The organism is Sharpea azabuensis DSM 18934 (assembly GCF_000702165.1).
Taxonomy (GTDB): domain Bacteria; phylum Bacillota_I; class Bacilli_A; order Erysipelotrichales; family Coprobacillaceae; genus Sharpea; species Sharpea azabuensis.
Genome location: NZ_JNKU01000035.1, coordinates 1 through 19,325, shown reverse-complemented (window position 1 = coordinate 19,325; position 19,325 = coordinate 1). Strand labels below are relative to the sequence as shown.

The following is a 19,325-nucleotide window of genomic DNA, read 5'->3' as shown; positions in this document are numbered from 1 at the left end:
CCTCCTTATAACAGTTCCTTTAAGAACCAGCCAGTGCGGCTCTCATCACACTTGGCAACTTTTTCAGGTGTGCCCTGTACAACTATTGTACCACCCGCATCGCCGCCTTCCAACCCTAAATCAATAACCCAGTCAGCCACCTTAATGACATCAAGATTATGTTCTATAACGAGTACTGTATCACCATTATCTACGATTGTCTGAAGGACTTGAATGAGACGATTGACATCATCAGAATGTAATCCTGTTGTTGGTTCATCAAGAATATAGAGTGTCTTACCCGTAGCCTTCTTCTGTAATTCACTCGCTAGCTTAACACGTTGGGCCTCACCACCAGAGAGTGTTGTTGAAGACTGTCCAAGCTTAATATAACCAAGACCAACATCATAGAGAGCTTTAATCTTATTGTAGATACGAGGTAAGTTTTCAAAAAAACCAAGGGCTTCTTCAATGGTCATTTCAAGGACATCATAGATATTCTTGCCTTTATAGGTAACCTGCAAAGTCTCTTCATTATAACGCTTGCCACCACATTCCTCACATGGCACATAGACATCGGGTAAGAAGTGCATCGAGATACGTTTCACCCCATCCCCTTGACAAGCTTCACAACGTCCGCCCTTCGTATTGAAAGAGAAACGACCTTTATCATAACCACGCATCTTGGCTTCTGGTGTTTTCGCAAAGAGATCACGAATATCATCAAAGACACCCGTATAAGTCACTGGATTACTTCTTGGTGTACGACCAATTGGTTCCTGCGAAACTTCAATAACTTTATCAATATTTTCAATCCCACGAATCTCTTTATGCAGGCCTGGTTTTTCTTTCGACTTATAGATTTTCATCTTTAAGCCTTTAGCAAGGATATCATTGACAAGAGTTGATTTGCCCGATCCAGAAACACCTGTGACAACGATGAACTTACCAAGTGGGAATTTCACATTGATATTCTTCAAATTATGTTCCTTAGCCCCTCTGACTTCAAGATAGAGGCCATTGCCTTTACGGCGTTTTTGTGGCACTTCAATTTTCTTGCGTCCTGACAAATAAGCACCAGTAATCGATTTCTCATTAGCCATCACTTCTTCCGGTGTCCCCGCTGCAACAATCTCACCGCCATGAATACCAGCCCCTGGGCCTACATCGACAATGAAATCTGAAGCTCGCATCGTATCTTCATCATGTTCAACGACAAGCACAGAATTACCTAAATCACGCATATCCTGCAAAGTCTGGATCAGGCGGGCATTATCACGCTGATGCAAACCTATAGAAGGTTCATCAAGGACATAGAGCACACCCGATAAACGCGAACCAATCTGTGTCGCTAGACGAATACGCTGTGCCTCACCACCTGACAGACCTCCCGCACGACGCGCCAATGTCAAATAGCCTAAGCCAACATTATGCAAGAACGTTAAACGATCTTTGATTTCCTTAATGATCAAACGGGCAATCTTTTCTTCCATGATGGATAATTTTAAATGCGTAATAAAATCAAGCGCCTGATCAATGGACATGGCTGTAAATTCAGCAATATTAATGCCCCCAACCTGGACGGATAGCACCATCTCATTTAAACGTTTGCCATGACATGTTGGACAAACATGTTCACTCATGAATGAAGCATAATATTCCTTAGCCCATGATGATGTTGTCTCCTGATAACGTCTTTCAATGAGGGTCTTGACCCCTTCAATATACTTTGTCGTGCGTGAGACATTACCACTTGATGATGTGATTTCATAATGAATAGGTTCCTTGGAACCATAGAAGATAATATCTAATTCTTTCTTTGTGAAATCCTTAAGGGGCTTATTGAGATCAATATGGTAGTAATCTAATAGCTTAGTGAAAGTCTGCCATTCAATACGATCAGTACCAACAGCTGTCTTAAAGTAACGTAACCCACCTTCATTAATTGATAAATTCCAGTCAGGAATCAATAAATCATCATCAACCTCTTCCTTAATACCAAGTCCCTTACAATCAGGACAAGCACCTAATGGATTATTGAAAGAGAATAAACGTGGTTCAAGCTTAGGGACAGAAAAGCCACAAATAGGACATGCCTGATTGGCACTAAAGAGCTTTTCAACACCCTGTGTTAAGTTCTCAACAATACATTCCCCATCAGCTAACTTCAACGCTGTTTCAATAGAGTCAGTTAAGCGGGCATGATAGCCTTCTTTTTTGACAATACGGTCCACAACTACATCAATGGTATGTTTCTTATTCTTTTCAAGGACAATATCATCTTCCAACATGCGCATCTCTCCATCAACCTTAACACGCACAAAACCATCTTTGAGCATCTTCTCAAAGAGTTCTTTATGTGTCCCCTTCTGGTTCATTGCCATGCGGGCTAAGATTTGAAGCTTATCGCGATCATCATACTGATCAACAATATCAACCATCTGCTTAATCGTTTGTGCTTCAATCAGAATATTGTGATTTGGACAATAAGCATGACCTACACGGGCATAAAGCAAGCGCAAATAGTCATAGATTTCTGTGACTGTCCCAACTGTTGAACGAGGGTTATGGGACGTTGTTTTCTGGTCAATCGCAATTGCTGGTGATAAACCATCAATACTATCAACATCCGGCTTTTCCATGCCACCCATAAACTGTCTCGCATAGGCTGAAAGTGACTGGACATAACGACGCTGCCCTTCTGCATAGATGGTATCAAATGCCAGTGATGTCTTCCCACTTCCTGATAATCCTGTCAAAATGACAAGCTTGTCCTTAGGAATAGAGACATTGACATTCTTGAGGTTGTTTTCACGCGCCCCTTTTACAATAATATGATCATTTGCCATTTTTTAACCCCCTTAATATCTTTTCTTTACTATAACCTGCAAGCTGCATGTCATAGGCTTTTTCGAGCAATGTACGATATTGGCTTCGATCTTCAAATCTGGCATTAATAAGATCCTGCCCAGTTACAAGAGGTTCTTCTGCCTCTGTCCCACACTTTGCCATAATATCTTCCATCTTTTTATCGAATTCCATAATCGTATCATAGGTAATTGCCCCGCGCCCTAGCTTATCACAGCGTGAAAGCATCATTAAGTCACGGACGGGCACTTTCCCTTCAATTTCCTTTAAAAGACGTTTGTATGTAATAGGCCGAATATGATGTCTAGCCATATTCATTAAACGCATATGATAAGCAATCATTGTGCGTACATAGTTACGCATTTTCTTGCCTTGAATAAGATCAACTTCCTGATCAAACACCTTAGCACCCACAATATCATGATAAAGTGCATGCCCATCAGGTGTTGTCACCACTGGTTTACCAATATCATGCAATAAGGCTGACCACATAAAGGAGAGTGGATCACTGACATCCTTCTTCGTTAAGGCTGCTAAATCAAGCACTAACATCGTATGATTGAAAACATTGCCTTCAGGATGATAGTCAAGTCTTTGATTGGTATGGACAAGCGCTTCTAAGTAGGAAGGCAGGGCATGAATATCACGCAGAAAGATAAAGCCAGCAGAGGGATGAAGAGCCATGAGAATCTTATTGTATTCTTCAAAGACTCTCTCCCTGCTGATATCTTCCAGCATTCCTTCTTTAACCATTGCCTGACATTCATCAAATGTCTCCTGTGTGCAAGTCAGATCATAACGGGCAATAAAGCTGGCAGCTCTTAGAATGCGTAAGGGATCTTCTTTGAATTTCTCAGTATTGACAATGCGTAACTGTTTTCTCTGTAAATCACCAATTCCATCAAAGAAGTCATAGATGACACCTGTTTTATATTCATACATCAAAGCATTAATCGTAAAGTCACGACGACTTGCCGCCTTCTCTAAAGGCAGTTCAGGATCAATCTCAATACTAAAATCCTGATGCTTTGTGCCTGTTTTATGTTCTACTCTCGGCAGGGCAAATTCATAACCTGGAAGTTGATCAAGATGAATAATCGCAAAAGATGAGCCAAAGGTCATGACCTGACCAAAACGTGACAAGACTTCCACAAGATGGGCATAGGACATATGAAAGACCTCAATGTCATAATCTTTATTTGTGCGTTTCATCATATAATCACGCACAACCCCACCAACAAGATAAACACTGCCGCCCTCTTCTTCGATTGCATCAAAAATCTCCTGGGCAAGCTTGCTGCATTTGAGCTTACGCATCTCGCATCTCCTCAATCATATCGCGCAGTTCCATCGCTCTTTCAAAGTCAAGACGCTTGGCTGCATCTTTCATCTGTGCTTCAAGTTCACTAATAATTTCCTGCTTAGCCTTCTTGCCAGCTTTCTTGCCTTTCTTGACAAGCTTAGCAGCATGATCTTCAACTTCCTGACCATGAATCACTTCACGAATATCTTTCTTGATTGTTTTTGGTGTAATATTATGGGCTTTATTATAAGCTTCCTGGATACTGCGGCGACGCTGTGTCTCTTCAATGGCTTCACGCATACTATCCGTCATATTGTCAGCATACATAATAACCTTACCATGCGCATTACGGGCAGCACGACCAATCGTCTGGATCAGCGAACGACGGCTACGCAAGAAGCCTTCCTTATCCGCATCAAGAATACATACAAGAGAGACTTCCGGTAAATCCAAACCTTCTCTTAGCAAGTTGATACCAATCAGGACATCATAGCGACCTAAACGTAAATCACGTAAGATGACAGAACGTTCAATTGTTTTTGTATCACTATGCAAGTAGGCGACTTTCAAGCCAAATTCTTTGAGGTAATCCGTCAAATCTTCAGCCATGCGCTTTGTCAGTGTAGTAATAAGAACACGTTCATCTTTCTCTATACGTTCCTGTATCTCTGAAATAATATCATCAATTTGTCCTTCAATTGGACGTACTTCAATAACAGGATCAAGTAATCCTGTTGGTCTAATAATCTGTTCGACATAATGTCCATCTGTTGATTCAAGTTCATAATCACCAGGTGTCGCCGATACATAAACAGCCTGATTAATCAGTTTTTCAAACTCTTCAAAACGTAAAGGCCTATTATCCAAGGCACTCGGCAATCTAAAGCCATATTCCACCAATGTTTCCTTACGGCTACGGTCACCATTAAACATTCCTCTGATCTGTGGCAACATAACATGGCTTTCATCCACTATCAACAAATAATCCTTAGGGAAATAGTCAATCAGACAGAATGGACGTTCCCCTGGCTTTCGGCCATCAATATGACGCGAGTAGTTTTCAATACCGGGACAAACACCCACTTCTCTCAGCATTTCAACATCATGACGCGTACGCTGGTCAAGGCGTTCGTATTCAAGCGGCTTGCCTTCTTTTGTATAGTAGTCAAGACGGTCTTTCAGTTCTTCTTCAATCGTCTTGCAGGCATGCAGCATATTTTCTTTGTTTGTGACATATTCATCTGCAGGATAGATTGTATAAGCATTATAGGCAGCAATTGTCTTGCCTGTTAATGGATCTGCTTCAGTAATACGATCCACCTCATCGCCAAAAAGCTCAACGCGTACATAATAGCTTTCGGTATGACCTGGTACAATTTCAATGACATCACCACGGACTCTAAACGTCCCTTTTGTCTGATCCATGTCATTTCGCACATACTGACGGTCAACAAGGAAGTTCAAGAGTTCTCGACGGTCAATCTCCTGACCAACATGCAAGGCAAATATCATTTCTTTATAACGATCTGGATTACCTAACCCATAGATGGAAGCAACCGAACCCACAACAATCGTATCCTCACGATCTAGCAATGAGTTCATCGCACTGGCACGAAGCATTTCAAGTTCATAGTTCTGTTGGGCTTCTTTATCAATATAAGTATCACTTTTAGGAATATAGGCTTCCGGCTGATAGAAATCAAAGTTAGAAATAAAATATTCAACACGATTATGTGGGAAGAATTCTTTAAGTTCTTCATAGAGCTGGGCTGCTAGTGTTTTATTATGCGATAACACAAGGGTTGGCTTATTGACAGCGGCAATCACATTCGCAAAAGTGAAAGTCTTACCTGTTCCTGTCCCACCAAGTAATACCTGCGTCTTCTTTCCTTCTTTAATGCCTTCCACCAATTCCTTGATGGCCTCTGGCTGATCGCCCATTGGCTGGAATGGTGAAACCAATTCAAAATTACGTTTCATTCAAGCACCCCCTTTATAATCGTCCTAAGATATCATTAAGTACACGATCATTTTTTGTATCAGTAATATAATGCATATAATCTGAAAGTAAGTTTTCAAAGTCATTATAATCATATTCTCCATTAACAGTTAAATGATGCTCATTTTCATAACGTTTTAAGCTTTCACTTACTTGCATTGAGAAATAACCATCCGTTCTACCGGGCTGATAATTTAATGTTTCAAGCATGATTTCCATCATCTTAATATGTTCATCGACCTGATCCACCCTATAAACATCAGCGAAATACTTTGTCTGAAAATCACGATTATAGCTATCGATTTTAACATCCGGTGTAATCCCTTTTTTATTAATGACTTCCTTCTTTGAAGTCAGCCATTCACTATCCGTATATTTTAAGGTAGCTCCATTGGACAATTCATCTTCAACCTGAATAATACTCTTGCCATAAGTCTGAGTGCCTACCGTTTGAAAGCCATTAACTTCCTTTAATGTTGAAGCAATCAGTTCAGCTGAACTTGCCGTATTCTCATTGACAAGCACATACCCATGATCATAGCTATAGTAAGTATTGGTATTATCTTTTTGTGGCTTGGTAGAAGACTTGTCACGAAGATAGTAAAGTGTTTCCCCCTTCTTATTAAAGAGTGAAAGAATGTCTTTAGCCGTTCCAACATAGCCTCCCCCATTATCTCTTAAATCAATAATAAGTTCTGTGACATGTTTTTCTTTAAACGCATTTAAGATATTTGCGACTTTCTTGTCCGTATTACTGCCTATCGTATTAAGATGGATGTAGCCATAATTCTTACCATTATGATTAGCTAAATAAGCATAAAAATCTGTCTCAACGGCCTTACGTACAACCTTCTTGCTTACATATTGATTATTCTTTTTGATTTTAAGGGTTACACTTGTGCCACTTTTACCCAAGATCAATTCAGGAATCTTGTCATAAGCTTGTTTCGCAAGATCAACACCGTCCGCACTGACAATAATATTGCCCGCTTTTAATTCCGCATTATATGCCGGCGTATTTTCATAGACACGACTAACCATGATGCCTGAATGCACCTTTAAATATGTAATGCCTATGCCTTCATAATCACCATTAACGGATGTTGTAAAGGCCTTCGTTTCATCCTTTGTAAGATATTGTGAATGAATGTCCCCTAAGCCATCAACCATGCCTTTCAGTATTCTTGTATCTAATGATGTTTTATTATGTGTGGTATCATAGAATGCATTCTTTAAGATCTTATAGACTTCACTGACTCTACTTGCATTAGATTGAGGCGCAACCTTATTGATCAAGCCACTTAACCCATATCCTCCAGCCAATCCAAGTGCAAGAACGAGGCAAATTGTCGCGATATAAGCCTTAAAAGTGATTCTCTTTTTCTTTTGTTTATCCATAGTATTTCCTCGTTGTATCATTCTACCATAAAGTCTTATATTTGAATACGTTAAAGCATAGACAAGTTAAAAAGGACTTCTTTTAAAAGTAAGTCCTCCTATGATTATCATAAGATATATTCATTAAAACAAAAAGCCCACCTAAGTGGGCTTTTCTTGATTCAATATGAGAATTATAATTCAGCGAAATACTTAATAGTTCTAACCATGTTAGAAGTGAATGAGTTTTCGTTGTCATACCATGATACTGTCTGAACTTCAGTATCACCATTTGGTAATGGGTTAACCATAGTCTGAGTAGCATCGAATAATGAACCGTATCTCATACCTACGATATCAGAAGATACGATTGGATCTTCGTTGTAACCGAATGATTCAGTCTGAGCAGCCTTCATAGCAGCATTAACCTGTTCAACTGTTACAGCACCCTTAACTACAGAAGTTAAGATAGTTGTAGAACCAGTTGGAACTGGAACACGCTGTGCAGAACCGATTAATTTACCATTTAATTCTGGGATAACTAAACCGATTGCTTTTGCAGCACCTGTTGAGTTAGGAACGATATTAACTGCAGCTGCACGAGCTCTTCTTAAATCACCTTTTCTGTGTGGTCCATCAAGGATCATCTGGTCACCAGTGTAAGCATGAACTGTTAACATAATACCTGACTGGATTTCAGCTAAATCATTTAATGCTTTAGCCATTGGAGCTAAGCAGTTTGTAGTACATGAAGCAGCAGAGATGATCTGATCTTCAGCTGTTAATGTTTCATTATTTGTGTTGAATACGATTGTCTTTAAATCGTTTCCAGCTGGAGCTGAGATAACAACTTTCTTAGCACCTGCTCTTACGTGAGCCATAGCTTTTTCTTTTGAAGTATAGAAACCAGTACATTCAAGTACTACGTCTACTCCTAATTCACCCCATGGTAATTCTTCAGCGTTAGGTTTAGCGTAGATAGTGATTTCCTTACCATCAACTACGATTGAGCTTTCCTTAGCTTCTACAGTGTCAGCTAAAGCATATTTACCCTGTGATGAATCATACTTTAATAAATGAGCTAACATTTTAGGTGAAGTTAAGTCATTGATTGCTACTACTTCATAACCTTCTGCACCAAACATCTGTCTGAATGCTAAACGACCAATACGGCCAAAACCATTAATTGCAACTTTTACTGCCATTTTATGACATTCCTCCTTATTAAATCTACACATATTATATGTCACGCCATCTTTAAAATCAACTAATTCTCTTTGCTTCAAATTAATTTTAACGCTTTTAACACACTCTTTAGGCCTCCTGTCTTAACGCTTACAAAGAGCTATTTCAAAAAACATTGTATTGATGGTATAAATTGAAAATTGCGCTTACATGAGATGTAAACAATTTAAACAAATGAAAATGTTGTTTTCTTGATTTTTATATCACTTTTTTAACATTCTCACCTTAAAAAAGCTCTATCTCAGGCTTCATCATGCACAAACACCTTCTATACCTATCATCCTCCCTCTTGCCTTCAATTAAGGAAATAGTACAATAGGCATATGGAGGTATATTTATGTCATATGATTCATCAACAATAGAAGAGAAATACAAAAGATGCCAGCAAGCAGTCGAGCTTCTCAAAATACAGACAAACAATGACACCAAAGCCCTTTCCGAAGTCTTACGGGCATTAAGCGATTGTCAGAGCTTTGGGGCTGATGAGTGGAACGTAAGTCAGCTTAGACTAGCGATCATTGAAACGGATGCTGCTCTTGCTTATAACGAAGAAACTGGTGAATTCAATCCTAACGAGGAAGTCATTGCCTTATTTGATTAAAAAGTGCTGCATAGTCGCAACACTTTTTTAAATCTCAATATAACCCCTAAAGCCTCTTGAAGAATAATAAGAATCAGCCCCATTATGATAAAGAAAGACTGTACCATAACGTTTTTCCATAAACACTGCCCCACCCTTTTCACGAATAGAGTCAGGTGTTGCCACCCAGCTAGATGTCTTTAAATCAAAGTCTTCAAGGGATTGTAAGTATTGATAGTCTTGGATGCTTAAGAGTTTGATACCCATCCTGCTTGCTTCTTCTTGTACGCTTGATTTTGGTGGGTTCTTTTTACGTTTGACTCTTGCCTCTTCATCAAAGCAGAAAGAACGTCTGTCTTTTGGTGACTCCTTGCAACAATCAACATAAGCGATCTTGTCTTTAAAGACAACTACATCGGGCTCACCACCCGTGTGTTCCATATTCTCAATAACTTTGCGGATGTTGGCAGTAAGGCGCTTCTCAACATCGTCCCATGTAAGATCAGGATGACGATTCATATGTTTTTCAAATCTTTGTTTCAATAATTCCATACATACTCCTTTAAAAAAAGACATACCTTCAGGTATGTCTGCTACTTAGTTTTCATCATCGTCATATGAATCTTCATCGACTGAATCGTCAACTTCTTCTTCATCGACTTCTTCATCATCATTATAGATGTCATTCATATCAATATGGACTTCTTCAAACTTACGACGTAATCTTAAATCCCACATATTTTCACCAGTCGTAATCATACGTCCATCAAGAATCAAACCAGTATAGAATAGTGACTGGTTCTGATCTCTTTCTTCTTCATTATAGTCTTTTAATTCAGCTACTTTATTCCATAAATCAAAGAAGCTAACAGGTCCTGATAAGCTTTTCATATAATCAAAAGCGATATCAACCATTGATGACTGTTTATAATCCATTGTATCCTCCTACATCTGTTCAGGTGCTGTTACACCAATAAGATCTAATGCATTCTTAAGAGTAATTCTACTTGCTTCTACTAAAGCAAGACGTTCTGATGAGAGTTCTCTATTTTCTTCATCCAATACATGACAATCATTATAGAATGAATGGAATAATTGTGCAAGTTTCTGGATATAATTCGCAATTTTGTGTGGTGCTCTGTTCTTTGCTGCTTCAGCAACTTCATTAGGGAACTCATTGATATGTTTCAAGAGTTCGATTTCTTTTTCATTGCCTAGTAATTCAAAGTGTTCAGCCATTGCAAAGCCTTTTTCCTTAGCATTTCTTTCGACTGAGCACATTCTTGCATGGGCATATTGCGCATAGTAGACAGGGTTTTCATTGGATTGTGATTTCGCAAGACCAAGATCAAATTCAAATGGTGTATTAGCTGCTTTAGAGACAAAGAAATAACGTGTTGCGTCTACACCAATCTCTTCAATTAAGTCCTTAATTGTGACAGCGTTACCTGTACGTTTACTCATCTTCACAACTTCGCCATTCTCAACCATCTGCACTAACTGCATGATATCAATATTCAACTGGTCCTTGTTGTAACCTAAAGCCTGCATAGCCGCTTTCATACGGTTGATATAGCCATGATGATCAGCCCCAAATAAATCCACAAGATAATCAAAACCACGATCAAACTTGTTTTTATGGTAGGCAATATCAGGTGTAAAGTAAGTATAAGAACCATCATTCTTAATTAAGACACGATCCTTATCATCACCAAAGTCTGTTGATCTAAACCATAAAGCATCATCCTGCTTATAGAGATATCCACGTTTGTCTAATTCATCAATAACAGGCTGAATCATATTTTCACGATAAAGCGAAGTTTCGCTAAACCAGTAATCAAAGTGAACTCTGAATTCATTCAAAATATCTTTGATCTTTGCAAGTTCATGCTGTGTGCCAAGTTCTCTGAAGAAGTGAATCGCATCTTCTTCATTGATATGGAGGAACTTATCACCATGTTCCTCTTTAACCTTAGCAGCAATATCTTTGACATCCTGGCCATAATAACCATCAGCAGGCATTTCTCTTTCCACTCCAAAGAGTGCTAAATAACGTGTATAAAGTGATAAGGCTAAGTTTGTAATCTGTTTGCCGGCATCATTAATATAATATTCAGCAGTGACATCATAACCTGCCTTACGCATAACACGCACAATCGAATCACCAACAGCAGCACCCTTGGCATGACCTAAATGTAAGTCACCAGTGGGATTAGCTGATACGAATTCCACATCATATTTAATATGATTAGGTGCACCATCACCATAATGTTCCTTTTTTTCTAAGACATCTTTAATCACTGATGTCAATGCATCATTTTTCATAAAGAAGTTGATAAAGCCTGGGCCAGCAATTTCAACCTTTTCAACATTTGCGCTTTCCTTGTCAAATATCGCTAAAATACTATTGGCAATGTCTCTTGGATTCTTATGTAAAAGTCGTGTAAGCTGCATGGCAATATTTGTAGAATAATCACCATGTGATGTGTCTTTTGGAATCTCAATATTAATATCTTCTGTATTATATTCCTCTACGAGGTCTCCTTGTACTAAAGCATTTTTGATACTTTCTTTCAGGAGTGCTTCAATCTTGTTTGTAGCCATAACTCCTCCTCTAATTTCATACCATATTAAGATAACATAAAAATAGTGATAGTCAATATTTTTCCCATTCTACCTACCAAAAACAAGAGGATCATAAACGATCCTCTACGCTTCATCACTTAATTCTTGCCCTCTCAACATAATATAGACAGTCGAAACAACTTCCCCCTGAACAACAAGTTCATAGATTAAAGAAAGTTTATTTTCTGCACTTTCTAACTTAAGAACCCGGGTTGTCAGATGCATGACACCATATTGTGTAACATAGTCATTCTCTATTTCCTCAAAAGTACTTAAAAAGAGATTGCTTTGTCCATGTTTAAGGGACACATGATGGTCATTATAGCTGATTTCAAACTTTTCACCATTACTGACAAACTTCACGACATGATTACCCTGGTCATAATGATATGTACCTTTTTCTTCATAGCTGACAGACTCTTTAAAGCTGCCATGATTAATAACGGATTTATAAATATATTTCTTATTCATCTGTTTCCTTTCTCCAGTTCGAATTTCTCACAAAGAAAACTTTGCGGTCAATCTTAGGCTTTGAATGCAGGATGGCATTAACGATATGGGACGTATCAGAGAGGGTTGAAATAGTGCCATCTTCCATTAATATCTCAATTTCCCCCGTATGCTTACCGACGCCATAATGCTTATAAGGAACCTGAATGGCTTGATCATCAACGACATAATAATCAGGATCTAAACCTTTCTCAATCGTTTTCTTACGATATTCCTCAATCTCACTAGCATCATTAATGGATTCATATTTAAATAGATGACGGTTAATAAAACGCTGGCATAAATCACTTAAGATAGGATCAGCTTCATTCTGCATTTCACCAATATAATAATAAATCACATTCTCATCCAATGCCTCATATTCAGCCACACTCATTTCTTCGCCACTTATAAAAGGCAACAAGTATTGAATATGGGTTTGAAAATGATAGCCCTGTTCATGAAGCACAGTCAGTCTTTTCGCAATTAACTGAAAGACATGTTCATAGCTTCTCGCTGTTGGATGGAAATAGACCTGATAATACATATGATAACGGGCTAGGATATAGTCTTCGATAGCTTGTACACCACTATACTTAAAGACAATACGATCATCTTTAATACGTAATGTGCGCAAAATACGTGAGCGGTCAAATTCACCATAGGTTACCCCCGCAAAATAACTATCCCTCAACAAATAATCCATCCGATCCGCATCTAGCTGGGAGCTAACCATCTGGACAATCATTGGTTTAGAGGCTTTATGAGCAATGACATTGGCAACATCAAGCGGTAAATCCTCATGCACGCTTGATAGTACGCGATGAACTTCACTATCTTCAAGAATCATCCTTCTTGTCATTTCTTCATGATTGGTATGAAAGGCGCCTTCAAAGGTATGAGAAAAAGGACCATGACCAATATCATGCAAGAGTCCTGCACACATGACTGTCAGTTTATCATAATCATTTAAATGTTTATCTATTGCATCAAGTGCACACATTTTTCTTACTGTTTCATAAACGCCCAAGCTATGCGTGAAGCGTGAATGTTCAGCTGAAGGAAAGACCATATAGGTACCACCCAGTTGTTTGATACGTCTTAAGCGCTGCACTTCTGTTGTGGCAATAAGCTGCCAGATAGGCAAATATTCAAATGTTATATAGCCATGTATAGCATCTCTAATAACTCTTGATTCATGTAAGCGATATGGTTCAAGTGTGAATTCATTTTTATCCATACAATCACATCCTTTGTCTTATTTTACCATAAATACATAGAAAAACGATGCATTCATACATCTATTAGTATTAATAATAAGACAATTTTTTGTATAATAGAGGTTAGGAGGAAGTTTGTATTATGTATATTGATGAAATCAAAGAAGCTGCATCCTATATTCAGTCACGCTACCATGAGCCACTAGATCTTGCCATCGTTTTAGGTTCTGGCTTAGGACCTCTTGCCGATCAGATCAAGAATCCTGTTGTCATTGATTATAAGGATATCCCTCATTTCCCACAATCTACAATTAAAGGACATGAAGGAAAGCTTTATCTTGGAGAATTAAATGGAAAGCATATTGCGGTCATGAAAGGGCGTGTACATTACTATGAAGGGCACTCTTCGAAATCCATCACTCTCTGTATTCGAGTTTTCAGAGCCTTAAATATTAGAAAACTTATCCTGACAAATGCCTGTGGTGGTATTCGTGAAGACCTCATGCCAGGACAAATCACCTTAATTAGTGATCATATCAGTTTTCTTTGTCCATCTCCTTTGATCGGACCTAATCTTGATGAGTTTGGTCCACGTTTTAAGGATATGACGGATGTCTATACAAAGACGCTAAGAGAAAAAGCCTTACAAGTTGCCAAGGATGTTCATGTCGATGTCAAAGAAGGCATTTATGCCTATTTCACTGGTCCACAGTTTGAAACACCAGCTGAAATTCGTGCATTAAAAGTCATGGGCGCAGACATGGTAGGCATGTCGACTATTCCTGAAGCTATTGTGGCAAGACATAGTGGCATGGAAGTCTTAGGCATCTCCCTTATCACTAATCGAGCTGCCGGCCTTTCTTCCAACGCCTTAAGTCACCAGGAAGTTGAAGAAGAAGCTACCAAAGCACAAGATCGTCTTGTCTTATTTGTGAATCACGTCATTGCATCCATCTAGACCACATTCCGTGGTCTTTTTTAATACCCTGCCCATCACATATCCTGCGTTATCTTCATCAAGAATATCAAAGTCATGTTTCTGATAGAAGTTTATAGCCCCCTGGTTTGTCTTGCTGACACCAAGCATGACCCCATTCACTTCATCTTTCAAGTCATCCGCCATTGTTTCAATAAGCTGACTGCCAATTCCTAATCCTGTATATCCCGGCAAACAATCAATATGAAGATGGGCTGGATAGTCGTTTTGAAAGCGGGCATAGAGGTCATGTTCATGTCGCATTCTTAAAGAATATTCCTGACTGATAGCTTCTATCTTGGACATATAGGGCTGCATATGCTTTATAAACAAAGCATAATCCAGGGTATAGAGAACATAGCCGACAACAACACCATCTACTTCCGCTACTAAGGCTCTTTCTCTTTCAAGATAGGGCAGACAATACATATACAAAGTAAACTGACGGTGCTTTTCTTCCCTTCTTGCCCTTTCACTAGCCGTGGCAATACAGATGTTTTTGACATCTTCTAAGTCTACTTTTTGATATCTTCTAATGATGACATTTTGCTTCATTGATATGTCTCCTTAATGAATCATATAGTTCTTTCTGATTGTCCCACAATAACCATTCATTCCCGTAATCACAAAGCTAGCTTGTCCTCTCTGGTGTTGATGCATATAGCTTATATGATAATCAATGTCTTCTTCTAGCTGATAGCTGCCATCAGTGAGCTGTATATGTGGCTGGCCAATTCCATCTTCTAAATCAACATCCTGCTTATAGCTTAATGATAGTGTCGAGAGCGGTTTATTCTTTTGAAGATTGGTATTGATATTCTGTAAATGCTGACCACGAAGAGGATAGCGTACTTGTGTGGGCATGTTTAAAAAGATTGGGATTTCTAAATGACGTTTGATTGATAATGTATTGGTTTTAAGATAACCCTTTAAGATATGTTTGACCTCATCAACAGGGGCAAGAATATTAGTCATATAGCTATGTGTTCCTAAATGCCTTGAGTAAAGATCAAAGCGCTGTAAATAAAGGGAATCCTGTTTATTCTGGGTATAATGTGAAGCTAAGTAAGCTACGCCACCATCAATCGCTTTCTCACGATTATCCCAATTCATCTTGATGGCATAGGCAATACCATCCTGGTAACCTGTATTAGCACCAATATTAAAGATATTGTAATAGGTCTTCCCATTGACACTGACACCCTGGGCTCCTTTAGAAAGGGTTGGTGATGTCCCACCTGCTTCCTGAATCGCCCGTGATAAGATATTAGAAAGTGAGATATTGTATTTTTTGGCGACATCCACAAAGATTTCGGCATAGGACTTATGCGTACTCTCATCAATCCCCTTCATATTTGTATCACTTAATATTTCTTTGGCAACACGAAGATCTTCTTGAGGATTATAGGACAGCTTTTCAAACATTAAAGCCTGACCTCCATTTAAATGAAGACGGGGATCAAGATAATAACGTACAGTATCAACACTTGCATAGTGCCAGTTCTTTCCTTCAACAACATTCTGTGAGCGTACTAATTCAGGATGACTGGCTGGAATTAAGGCTTTGTTAGTGTAGGATAAAGCAGCCTGGTTGAAGTCCAGCTGTGTTTTTATTAGGCTATAGGTCCATGATGGATAGAGGGCATGAAGATAGCGTATAGGCTGACGATAACTATCCGGAAATGCGGCTAAGCTTGTTTCAAAGGACGCATCAAACTGATAGCGTAAGACATCACTGGCATAGACATAGCCATGAGATATAATACCATCCATATCATAGCGTACACCAAGATAATTGCGATTGAGTGAACGTACTTCCTTTTCAACTATTAAAGGAGTGCCTCGCTCTAGCCTATAGAGGGCTTGATGTCCAAGGTCATTAAATAAACTCACACTCCCCTCTTTGGTCAAAACAATATAATGATTAACCGATGTTTCTTTCTTTCTTAAGACAAGATAGGCGCTCGAAGCAATGATGGCGGCAAGAAAGGCAAGAAGAAATCTCTTTCTGACTTGTCTTCTTTTTTTACTGACTCTCTTTCTTCTCTTAGCCATGAATGATCTTCACCACCTGACTTTTTACCCAGCCAACAGCACCTTTAAAGCTTACATAGCTATACTTGCCATATTGTCCAATAACCTTGACTTCACTGCCTTTTGTAAGGGCGAGAAAACGGTCTGTATAGTCATCAAGACAATAGAGCTTAGAAGAACGGGTATAGAGGAATTCATTCTTGATCATCATCTCAATACCACTCTTGACATGGCGACACTTAGAAAACTCCGGTCCCTTTTCAATCATGATAACTTCATAATCAGGAAAACAGATTTTATGATAATCATTTCTGCCTTCATGCATATCTTCTTGAATAATGCCTACAGGTAAGGGTTGATAGGATTCTGTCGCATAACTGATATGACCTTGATGACTTTCAATCATTAAGGCATTAAGCTGGGCAATGGGCTTCACACCAATCCCACCATCAATGCAGATAATCCGTTTCTTCCAGTCAAAAAGAATATCATTATTAATATTTCTTGCATCATAATTACTTGTAGGAATATGACCTACAATGACCGTTTCATTATAAGGATGACCAATATCATCAAAGTGCTGCATTTCTAAATAGCCATGCAATGTCCCTTGTTTATAGCTAGGTTTGTTTTCTAAACCGGCATGGACAAAGAGAAAATCGTTGAATTTCAATGTTGTAGGGAGATGCATCATGAACTGGAGATGAGGATGGAGAAAACGCTCCATTTCCTGCTGCATGGCAAGATTACTGCAATGCCCATCCCGGTAATGTCCTTCATTATAAAGCTGGCGGACAATCCCATTGGCAGAGACACGCTGTAAGTAGTGAGGGATTTCATTCGCAAGTTCCGGTATTGTCATCATGGCACATAATGCCCACTCACAATTTCCCGTCAGAATATAACATTTGGGATAGCGTGAGAGCTGTTCAATGAATTTGATGGTTTCAAGAACTTCATCCCCTTTTTCTATATAATCACCAATAATGACTAAGTAATCAAGATCAGGATCATACTTCACCTTTCTTAAAAGCGCCTTGAGATACTGCAAGTGACCATGAATATCAGAAATCGCAATCAAGCGATAATCTCCCTTTACTTTCTTTGTGATATGACGTGGTGCCAACATCAGACATCCCTCCTTTTAAAGCATTATAGCCTATAATTTCCAAAAGAAAAACCAGGTTACTCCTGGTTCTTACTTGCATAATATTTTCTGACAAGCATCTGTGTCTTCGTGATATGTTCACGAATAGAATGCTTAGCGCCATCAATATCACCATCCATAATCTCTTCATAAATCTTACGATGTTCTTCTAGTGCTGAATCAAGGCGTTTGAGATTGGTCAAAGAATGTCTTGTCGTCACAGAGACATAGTAATGAATATCTTTGAGTAATTGTTCAAAGTATGTTGATTGTGTGGCACGGTAGATGGTTTCATGATAGAGAATGTTGAGATCATTGACTTTATCTTTATCATGTTTGTTTGTATAGAATTCCATGAGTTCAAAGACTTCCTTGATCTTTGCGAGATGAATATCATCCATACGTTCAATGGCCATGCCAATGGCGAGTGACTCAAGCTCTTTTCTTATTTCAAACATGTCATCAATATCACGTGGTGAAAAACCTTTCACAAAGACACCCTTATTAGGAATACTTTCGACAAGTCCTTCTAATTCCAATTGTTTGAGTGCTTCACGAATAGGTGTACGAGAGATATTTAATTCTCTGACAAGTGCTAATTCATTGAGCTTTTGGCCCTTATCATATTCTTCATTCAAGATACGATCTCTTAATAATACAAATATCTGGCTCCCCAACGAACCATTCTTAGCTGGTTCAAATAAACTATGTGATGGCATAAGAATCAACCCCTTTATTGTATACAATTATATTGGAAAACGAAATGAATGCAAACATTTCATGTTAATATTTAAAATTTCTCTCATGCCAAATAGAATTTCTCAAAAAAAGCCGATCCTAAGATCAGCTTCTCTTTTAAACCAAACACAATAAAACAGTTTATTCATAAAAAATAAGTCAATACAGATCTTTGACAATAGAGATTTCTTAGTCTCTATTGTCTATTTTTCTTATACCAGATGATTTTTACAAGGAAAGCACCTAGAAATACAGTGAGATATGGAATCAACAAAAAGATGCCATAGAGTACTGCAAATAGAGAATCACCCATATAGGGATAAAGTGTAGCAATAAGATAACCGCCTCTTACTAGTCCATAAATAGCACATATTATAATGAAATAGTTCACATATTTGGGAAACTTTATACATAAAATATATGTCAGTAAACATGCAATGATGATCCATGGGATTTGTTTGATGAAAAGATCAAGCATATTACCGGCAATCCATGATGCTATAAATTGAGTCATAATAATACCTTCCCTTCTATTCAGTTATATTTAAGTACAAGTAACCATAAGAACCACACCCATCCTCTAATCAATAGTACTATCAATCCCCTATTGTGTGAACTACCACCCACCTAAAGGTAGGTGGCTTCTAAGAACCTGACGGTTCTATTTAAGAAGTTTGATATTTAAGTTTCCACCTGACAAGTCAGGCAATCCTTATTCTTACAGGCGTGTCCACTTCGCCTCTAC

Annotated in this window: 17 protein-coding genes; 2 read left to right on the top strand and 15 right to left on the bottom strand. The window is 38.5% G+C overall.

The window, feature by feature from the left end; genetic code table 11:
• Nucleotides 1-5: 5 nt before the first annotated feature.
• The 5 genes from uvrA to gap form a co-directional block, all read right to left on the bottom strand.
• A complete protein-coding gene (gene uvrA / locus T529_RS0108230) occupies nucleotides 6-2,828 on the bottom strand; it encodes an excinuclease ABC subunit UvrA (protein ID WP_033163145.1) in 2,823 nt (940 codons plus the stop codon).
• Nucleotides 2,818-4,164 (bottom strand): CCA tRNA nucleotidyltransferase, encoded by a 1,347-nt coding sequence (locus tag T529_RS0108225; RefSeq protein ID WP_033163144.1) that lies wholly within the window; start codon nucleotides 4,162-4,164, stop codon nucleotides 2,818-2,820. Before T529_RS0108225 ends, uvrA begins: the two co-directional genes overlap by 11 nt.
• Nucleotides 4,157-6,130: an excinuclease ABC subunit UvrB gene (uvrB, locus tag T529_RS0108220; RefSeq protein WP_033163143.1), complete on the bottom strand. Its 1,974-nt coding sequence runs from the start codon at nucleotides 6,128-6,130 to the stop codon at nucleotides 4,157-4,159. Before uvrB ends, T529_RS0108225 begins: the two co-directional genes overlap by 8 nt.
• Nucleotides 6,131-6,143: 13 nt before the next feature.
• Nucleotides 6,144-7,547 (bottom strand): S41 family peptidase, encoded by a 1,404-nt coding sequence (locus T529_RS0108215; protein ID WP_033163142.1) that lies wholly within the window; start codon nucleotides 7,545-7,547, stop codon nucleotides 6,144-6,146.
• A gap of 173 nt (nucleotides 7,548-7,720) precedes the next feature.
• Nucleotides 7,721-8,731 (bottom strand): type I glyceraldehyde-3-phosphate dehydrogenase, encoded by a 1,011-nt coding sequence (gene gap / locus T529_RS0108210; RefSeq protein WP_033163141.1) that lies wholly within the window; start codon nucleotides 8,729-8,731, stop codon nucleotides 7,721-7,723.
• 377 nt (nucleotides 8,732-9,108) lie between these two features.
• On the opposite strand from gap, the gene T529_RS0108205 reads away from it, so the two are divergent.
• Entirely contained in the window at nucleotides 9,109-9,372 is a 264-nt protein-coding gene (locus T529_RS0108205) for a hypothetical protein (RefSeq protein ID WP_033163140.1), read from the top strand.
• A gap of 27 nt (nucleotides 9,373-9,399) precedes the next feature.
• Here the strand turns inward: T529_RS0108205 and T529_RS0108200 are convergent, their stop codons facing one another.
• The 5 genes from T529_RS0108200 to T529_RS0108180 all read right to left on the bottom strand — a co-directional run bounded on the left by T529_RS0108200 (nucleotide 9,400) and on the right by T529_RS0108180 (nucleotide 13,705).
• Nucleotides 9,400-9,903 (bottom strand): DUF4256 domain-containing protein, encoded by a 504-nt coding sequence (locus T529_RS0108200; protein WP_051646922.1) that lies wholly within the window; start codon nucleotides 9,901-9,903, stop codon nucleotides 9,400-9,402.
• A 45-nt stretch (nucleotides 9,904-9,948) separates the two neighbouring features.
• Complete coding sequence (gene rpoE, locus T529_RS0108195; RefSeq protein WP_033163138.1) at nucleotides 9,949-10,287, bottom strand: DNA-directed RNA polymerase subunit delta; 339 nt, start codon at nucleotides 10,285-10,287, stop codon at nucleotides 9,949-9,951.
• A gap of 9 nt (nucleotides 10,288-10,296) precedes the next feature.
• The gene (gene argS, locus T529_RS0108190) at nucleotides 10,297-11,955 is read right to left on the bottom strand and encodes an arginine--tRNA ligase (RefSeq protein ID WP_033163137.1); all 1,659 of its coding nucleotides are present in this window, start codon (nucleotides 11,953-11,955) and stop codon (nucleotides 10,297-10,299) included.
• Nucleotides 11,956-12,060: 105 nt separating this feature from the next.
• Nucleotides 12,061-12,447, bottom strand: coding sequence for a YwiB family protein (locus T529_RS0108185; RefSeq protein ID WP_033163136.1), 387 nt, complete (start codon nucleotides 12,445-12,447; stop codon nucleotides 12,061-12,063).
• On the bottom strand, nucleotides 12,440-13,705 hold the full coding sequence (locus tag T529_RS0108180) for an HD domain-containing protein (RefSeq protein WP_033163135.1): 1,266 nt from the start codon (nucleotides 13,703-13,705) through the stop codon (nucleotides 12,440-12,442). The genes T529_RS0108185 and T529_RS0108180 overlap by 8 nt, the downstream gene beginning before the upstream one ends.
• Nucleotides 13,706-13,827: 122 nt before the next feature.
• Here T529_RS0108180 and T529_RS0108175 point away from each other — a divergent pair, with 122 nt between their 5' ends.
• On the top strand, nucleotides 13,828-14,643 hold the full coding sequence (locus tag T529_RS0108175) for a purine-nucleoside phosphorylase (RefSeq protein ID WP_033163134.1): 816 nt from the start codon (nucleotides 13,828-13,830) through the stop codon (nucleotides 14,641-14,643).
• On the opposite strand, the gene T529_RS0108170 is transcribed toward T529_RS0108175, so the two are convergent.
• The 5 genes from T529_RS0108170 to T529_RS0108150 all read right to left on the bottom strand — a co-directional run bounded on the left by T529_RS0108170 (nucleotide 14,611) and on the right by T529_RS0108150 (nucleotide 19,094).
• Complete coding sequence (locus tag T529_RS0108170) at nucleotides 14,611-15,216, bottom strand: GNAT family N-acetyltransferase (RefSeq protein ID WP_033163133.1); 606 nt, start codon at nucleotides 15,214-15,216, stop codon at nucleotides 14,611-14,613. The genes T529_RS0108175 and T529_RS0108170 overlap by 33 nt on opposite strands.
• 12 nt (nucleotides 15,217-15,228) lie before the next feature.
• The gene (locus T529_RS0108165; RefSeq protein WP_033163132.1) at nucleotides 15,229-16,716 is read right to left on the bottom strand and encodes an N-acetylglucosaminidase; all 1,488 of its coding nucleotides are present in this window, start codon (nucleotides 16,714-16,716) and stop codon (nucleotides 15,229-15,231) included.
• Nucleotides 16,709-17,824, bottom strand: coding sequence for a metallophosphoesterase family protein (locus tag T529_RS0108160; protein ID WP_033163131.1), 1,116 nt, complete (start codon nucleotides 17,822-17,824; stop codon nucleotides 16,709-16,711). The genes T529_RS0108165 and T529_RS0108160 overlap by 8 nt, the downstream gene beginning before the upstream one ends.
• Before the next feature lie 56 nt (nucleotides 17,825-17,880).
• Entirely contained in the window at nucleotides 17,881-18,561 is a 681-nt protein-coding gene (locus T529_RS0108155; protein WP_033163130.1) for a GntR family transcriptional regulator, read from the bottom strand.
• 215 nt (nucleotides 18,562-18,776) lie between these two features.
• On the bottom strand, nucleotides 18,777-19,094 hold the full coding sequence (locus T529_RS0108150) for a hypothetical protein (RefSeq protein WP_033163129.1): 318 nt from the start codon (nucleotides 19,092-19,094) through the stop codon (nucleotides 18,777-18,779).
• Between the last annotated feature and the right edge of the window lie 231 nt (nucleotides 19,095-19,325).